The sequence below is a fragment of the Acidovorax facilis genome, from assembly GCF_023913775.1.
Classification (GTDB): Bacteria; Pseudomonadota; Gammaproteobacteria; order Burkholderiales; family Burkholderiaceae_C; genus Acidovorax; species Acidovorax facilis.
On the sequence record NZ_JAMXAX010000398.1, the window covers coordinates 1 to 251 of the forward strand.

The following is a 251-nucleotide window of genomic DNA, read 5'->3' on the forward strand; positions in this document are numbered from 1 at the left end:
GGGGCAATGGCCCTCGCCAAACGCCTGCTGGGTGCGCTGCGCAAGCCTCATTACTCAAAGCGAGTGCTGTTTTAGTTCAGGCATCGCTGTGACATAGCCAGAACCGATTCGTGAAGAGCTTCCCTAGCTGTCGCATCCCGTACGATCATATGGTCGCTTGTGAAACAGGTGCGGGTGGGTCTGGTACCACTCTTTCATCGCCTGCATCGGCGTACTGCTCTTGAGCGCTGACTGCGGTAACTGGTGGTTGT

General features: G+C 56.6%; 1 pseudogene. It reads right to left on the reverse strand.

Annotated features, from left to right (window positions below):
- Positions 1-123: 123 nt before the first annotated feature.
- Positions 124-251, reverse strand: a pseudogene (locus NFX52_RS30770) (IS481 family transposase); the annotation flags it as partial.